This is a genomic window from Mesorhizobium sp. M7A.F.Ca.CA.002.04.1.1 (assembly GCF_004022805.1).
Classification (GTDB): Bacteria; Pseudomonadota; Alphaproteobacteria; order Rhizobiales; family Rhizobiaceae; genus Mesorhizobium; species Mesorhizobium ciceri.
The window spans coordinates 1-5,075 of record NZ_RZPL01000409.1; the positions used below are offsets into that span (position 1 = coordinate 1).

Genomic DNA, 5,075 nt, shown 5'->3' on the forward strand with positions numbered 1-5,075 from the left:
CGCCGATGCCCTTCAGCGAGATCGTCACAGCCGCATAATCGGGATGGCGGTGCGTCACGACATTCTGGTCGAGCCACTCCGAGAACCCCTTGGAATCGAGCCGCGCCAGCTTGACCGCCTGGTCGCCTTCCGGCCGCTCAGCGAGTGCCGGTGGCGCGAAATAGGCCTCGATGGCGCGGATATCGGCTTCCGGCAGCTTCAGCTGGGCGTCTTTCAACTCTTGCCACTCGGCCTCGATTTGGCGGGTGATCTCCTCGACCCCGGTCTCATGGACGAGGATCTTGATGCGCGCCTTGTACTTGTTGTCGCGGCGGCCATAGAGGTTGTAAACGCGCAGGATCGCCGTGCAGTAGGACAAAAGGTCGGCTTCCGGCAGGAAGTCGCGGATTTTGCGGGCAACCATTGGCGTGCGGCCCTGGCCGCCGCCGATATAGACGGCGAAACCGAGTTCGCCGGCGGCGTTCTTCCTCAGGTGCAGGCCGATGTCGTGGGTCTGGATGGCGGCGCGGTCGCGCTCGGCCCCCGTCACCGCGATCTTGAATTTGCGCGGCAGGAACGAGAATTCCGGATGCACCGATGACCACTGGCGCAGGATTTCCGCGTAGGGACGCGGATCGGCGACCTCGTCGGCGGCAGCGCCGGCGAAGTGGTCGGCGGTGACGTTGCGAATGCAATTGCCGCTGGTCTGGATGGCGTGCATCTCGACGCTTGCGAGATCGGCCAGGATCGCCGGAATGTCCGACAGCGCCGGCCAGTTGAACTGGATGTTCTGGCGCGTGGTGAAATGGCCGTAGCCCTTGTCGTATTTGCGGGCGATGTGGCCGAGCATGCGCAGCTGCTTGCCGTTCAGCGTGCCATAGGGCACCGCGATGCGCAGCATGTAGGCATGCAGCTGCAGATAGACGCCGTTCATCAGCCTCAATGGCCGGAACTGGTCCTCGGTGATCTCGCCGGCAAGACGGCGCTGCACCTGGTCGCTGAACTCGGCGACGCGGGCCTGGACAAAATCGTGGTCGAACTCATCGTAACGGTACATGCTTGGTCTTTCAGGGCGCGTCCGCCCATGCCTGGTGTCTTGGTTATGCTGCCCGCGCAGCCTGCTTGCCGAGATCGTTGCGGATGGTCGGGCCGGCGGCGCGGATCTTCTCGCGCAGCCGCACCGGTTGGACGACGCCGTTGACGACTTCGGCGTCGATCAAATTGACGTCGACCACTTCGTTGGCGGCATAGGCCTTGGCGCCGATCGCCTCGAGCCTGTCATCGGCTGCCTTGTCATGGGCGAGGTCGGCATGATCCACCGTCTCGGCCCAGCCGCCATCGGCGTACCAGACGGCGATGCCGTCGGTGAGGCGGTTGGCGGTCAGTATCTTCATTGCTGAACTCCTTCGGCGACCGAACTGGACGCGCCTTCATGCCTGTGTGCCGCCAGCGGCTCGGACCGTTCAAAGTTGGCGCCGGCGACCGCATCGCCGATGATGGTCATGACTGGGCCGGAAAGATCGGCGCGCGCTTCCAGCGACGGCAGGTCGGCAAGCGTGCCGTGGAAGCGCCGCCGGTTGGCGAGGCTGGCATTCTCGACCACGGCCACCGCAGTGTCCGGCGACAGGCCGGCCTCGATCAGCCGTCCGGCAACCTCGGCCGCCACCGAGCGGCCCATATAGACGGCGACGGTAGCGCCGGAAATCGCGAGCTTGGCCCAGTCGGGCAGCGAATTGCCCTTGAGGTCGTGGCCGGTGGTGAACACCATCGACGAGGAGACACCGCGCAAGGTCAGCGGCAGTTCGAAATCGGCGGCGGCGGCAAAGGCCGCGGTGACGCCCGGGACCACCTCATAGGCGATGCCGGCGTCGCGAAGTGCCGCCATCTCTTCGCCGGCCCGGCCGAACACCAGCGGATCGCCAGACTTCAGCCGCACGACACGCTTGCCTTCACGGCCAAGCTCGACCAGCAGCGCATTGATCTCAGCCTGGCTCTTGGTGTGGCAGCCCTTGCGCTTTCCGACCGGCAGGCGCTCGGCATCGCGGCGACCCATGGCAACGACCGCCTCGGGCACAAGGGCGTCATGGACGATGACATCGGCTTCCATCAGCAGACGATGGGCTCGCAAGGTCAATAGATCCTCGGCGCCCGGACCGGCGCCAACCAGCGCGATGTGACCGCAAGCGGGCGTGTTCGACAGCAGAAGATCGACGGCGGCGTCATGCGCCTGCGAAAGCTGGCCGGCTTCAGCCGCGCGCGCAGGAGCGCCAGCGAAGAAATCATTCCAGAAGCGGCGGCGGGCATTGCCTCTCGGCAGCAGCTTCTCGGCAGCCCCGCGAAACGAAGCCGCAAGAATTGCCAGCGGCCCGAGCGACGGCGACAGCATGCGGTCGATGCGGCCGCGCAACATTTGGGCAAGCACCGGGCCTGCACCCTCGGTGCCGATGGCGATGGCCACCGGCGCGCGGTTGACCAGCGCCGGGGTGAAGAAATCGCAAAGCTCAGGCCGATCGACGGCATTGACCGGAATGCCTAGGCGGCGCGCATCCGCGGCCACCCGGCGGTCGAGTTCCTCGTCGCCGCTGGCGGCAAACACCATGACCGCGCCTTCGAGCTGCGACGCCTCGTAAGCCGCGGCAAAATGAGTCGCGCCGGCCTGGGCGACGAAGGCGAGCAGGTCGGGCTCGGCGTGTTCCGCGACGATCCGCAGGAGCGCGCTCGACTGTCCGATCAGCCGCGCCTTGGCCAGCGCCTCTTCGCCGCCCCCGACGATGGCCACAGCTTCGCCCTCAACCCGCATGAACACGGGGAAGGCGTTGAGCTTGGGAGCAGTGTGCGACATGGACGCGAGCGGAATCCTCAATGAGCTTGCAGTTCTACGCGCGAGCGCGAGAAACCAGAAGGAACGCACTCGCGCATCCCTTATCGGGATGCAATTGCTTTTCTGAAAGCATCCCGGCCAAGAGAAAAATATTTCTCATTTACAGATAGAGCGGATTCAAGCTTCTGTCGCAGGCCTTGATTTGTGGCTCTTTTAGCGCCCGGCGAGAAAAGCCGCAAAACTGTTTTTTCTAAATTCTACCAAGTTAGTAGATTAAAGTCGCGACCTCGGGATAGCCAGAATGTCCAACGCCGACGTGGCTGCCGACTGGAACATTACCGGCTCGAGGTGCGTTCTCAAAAGGCCCGTCATGTCGGATCGAAATCCGGCTGCGGAATGCCAACTAAAGGTCGCCACGCGGCTAAAAAGGAGCCCTGTCATCATGAACACAATCATACTCAAGCACGGTATCTGGGTGATCGTGGCCGATGGCGAGAAGGCGCTTTTCCTCAGGAACGCCGGTGACAACAAATATCCGAATCTCGAGGTGGTGCAGGAAATGCAGCAGGACAACCCGCCCACCCGCGAGCAAGGCAGTGACAGCCCCGGCCGATACAGTGATGGTCCCTCCGTACACCGCAGCGCAGTCGAGGATACGGACTGGCACCGCATCGGCAAGGAGCGTTTTGCCGATGAAATCGCCGCCCGGCTCTACAAGCTCGCGCATGACGGCGAGTTCAGCGAGATCGTGCTCGTCGCGCCGCCGGTGGTGCTTGGGACAATGCGCAAAAAGCTGCACAAGGAGGTCGGGGACAAGGTGACCGCCGAAATTCCCAAGACATTGACCAACCATGCCATACCGGAAATCGAGGCCTTGCTGCGGGCAGCCTGATCATCGATCGGCCCTGACGAATCGAGACGAATAGCTCCGCACAAATTCCGATCCGGCCGGCAGCTTTCTCAGCTGCCGGTCAAATTTTCGCGGCAGCGCCGTCGATTTCACGGCTTTGCGGGTTGCATCGCCGACATACCATCCACCATATTGCAAACAGGCGGCGGCCTTGGGCGGCGCTCATCCAACATCGCTGACTTGAAAGGCGCTCCATAGACAATGCCGCATGACACGCCCCTTATCGCCACCATCGTCGCCGGTCTGGGGCTGGCTTTCGTCTTCGGGGCTCTCGCCAACCGCTTCCGCATTCCGCCCCTGGTCGGTTATCTCATAGCCGGCGTGCTGGTCGGGCCGAACACGCCCGGCTTCGTCGCCGATGCCGGGCTTGCCAACGAACTGGCCGAAATCGGCGTCATCTTGCTGATGTTCGGCGTCGGGCTGCACTTCTCGCTCAAGGATCTGCTGTCGGTGCGTGCCATCGCCGTGCCGGGCGCCATCGTCCAGATCGGCTTTGCCACCGCGCTTGGCGCTGGTCTTGCCTGGATGCTCGGCTGGTCGATGGGCGCGGGGCTGGTGTTCGGCCTGGCGTTGTCGGTCGCCTCGACCGTGGTGCTGCTGCGTGCCCTGCAGGAACGGCGGATGATCGAGACCGAGCGCGGCCGCATCGCCGTCGGCTGGCTGATCGTCGAGGATCTGGCCATGGTGCTGGCGCTGGTGCTGCTGCCGGCGCTCGCTGGCGTGCTCGGCGGCCAGGAGCAGGCCGACGCCCATGCCAGCGGCCTGCTGTCGCTGCCGGCCAGCTACGGCATCTGGGGCGTCGTCGGCATCACGCTGGCCAAGGTCGCCGCCTTCGTCATCGTCATGCTGGTGGTCGGCCGCCGGGTCATTCCCTGGATCCTGCACTATGTCGCCCATACCGGCTCGCGCGAACTGTTCCGGCTGGCGGTTCTGGCCATCGCGCTCGGCGTCGCCTTCGGTGCGGCCAAACTGTTCGGTGTCTCGCTGGCGCTGGGCGCCTTCTTCGCCGGCATGATCATGAGCGAATCCGAACTCAGCCACCGCGCGGCGGAAGAATCGCTGCCGCTGCGCGATGCCTTCTCCGTGCTGTTCTTCGTCTCGGTCGGCATGCTGTTCGACCCGTTCAGCCTGATCAGCAATGGTTGGCCAATCCTGGCGACGCTCGCCATCATCGTCATCGGCAAATCACTGGCCGCGTTCGCCATCGTTGTTGCCTTCGGCTATCCCATCGCCACGGCGCTGATAATCTCGGCAAGCCTCGCCCAGATCGGCGAGTTCTCCTTCATCCTGGCTGAACTCGGCGTCGGGCTGAAGCTGCTGCCGGAACAGGGCCGCGACCTCATTCTGGCCGGTGCGATCCTGTCG

The 5,075-nt window shown here is 64.2% G+C and carries 5 protein-coding genes; 2 read left to right on the top strand and 3 right to left on the bottom strand.

The features are described from left to right. From ENZ75_RS20310 to cysG, 3 genes are all read right to left on the bottom strand, one after another. The coding region (locus ENZ75_RS20310) for a nitrite/sulfite reductase (RefSeq protein WP_164887889.1) at window positions 1-1,036 on the bottom strand (1,036 nt) is incomplete at its 3' end. Window positions 1,037-1,079: 43 nt separating this feature from the next. Further along, window positions 1,080-1,373 carry a DUF2849 domain-containing protein gene (locus tag ENZ75_RS20315; protein ID WP_013529562.1) on the bottom strand — a complete coding sequence of 98 codons (294 nt, stop codon included), beginning with the start codon at window positions 1,371-1,373 and terminating at the stop codon, window positions 1,080-1,082. Continuing rightward, window positions 1,370-2,821 carry a siroheme synthase CysG gene (gene cysG, locus ENZ75_RS20320; RefSeq protein ID WP_024502841.1) on the bottom strand — a complete coding sequence of 484 codons (1,452 nt, stop codon included), beginning with the start codon at window positions 2,819-2,821 and terminating at the stop codon, window positions 1,370-1,372. Before cysG ends, ENZ75_RS20315 begins: the two co-directional genes overlap by 4 nt. A 421-nt stretch (window positions 2,822-3,242) precedes the next feature. Here cysG and ENZ75_RS20325 point away from each other — a divergent pair, with 421 nt between their 5' ends. Both ENZ75_RS20325 and ENZ75_RS20330 read left to right on the top strand, forming a co-directional pair. After that, on the top strand, window positions 3,243-3,692 hold the full coding sequence (locus ENZ75_RS20325) for a host attachment family protein (RefSeq protein ID WP_013529560.1): 450 nt from the start codon (window positions 3,243-3,245) through the stop codon (window positions 3,690-3,692). A 219-nt stretch (window positions 3,693-3,911) separates the two neighbouring features. Beyond that, window positions 3,912-5,075 (top strand): cation:proton antiporter (locus ENZ75_RS20330; RefSeq protein WP_206617069.1); only part of this gene is annotated, 1,164 nt, incomplete at its 3' end.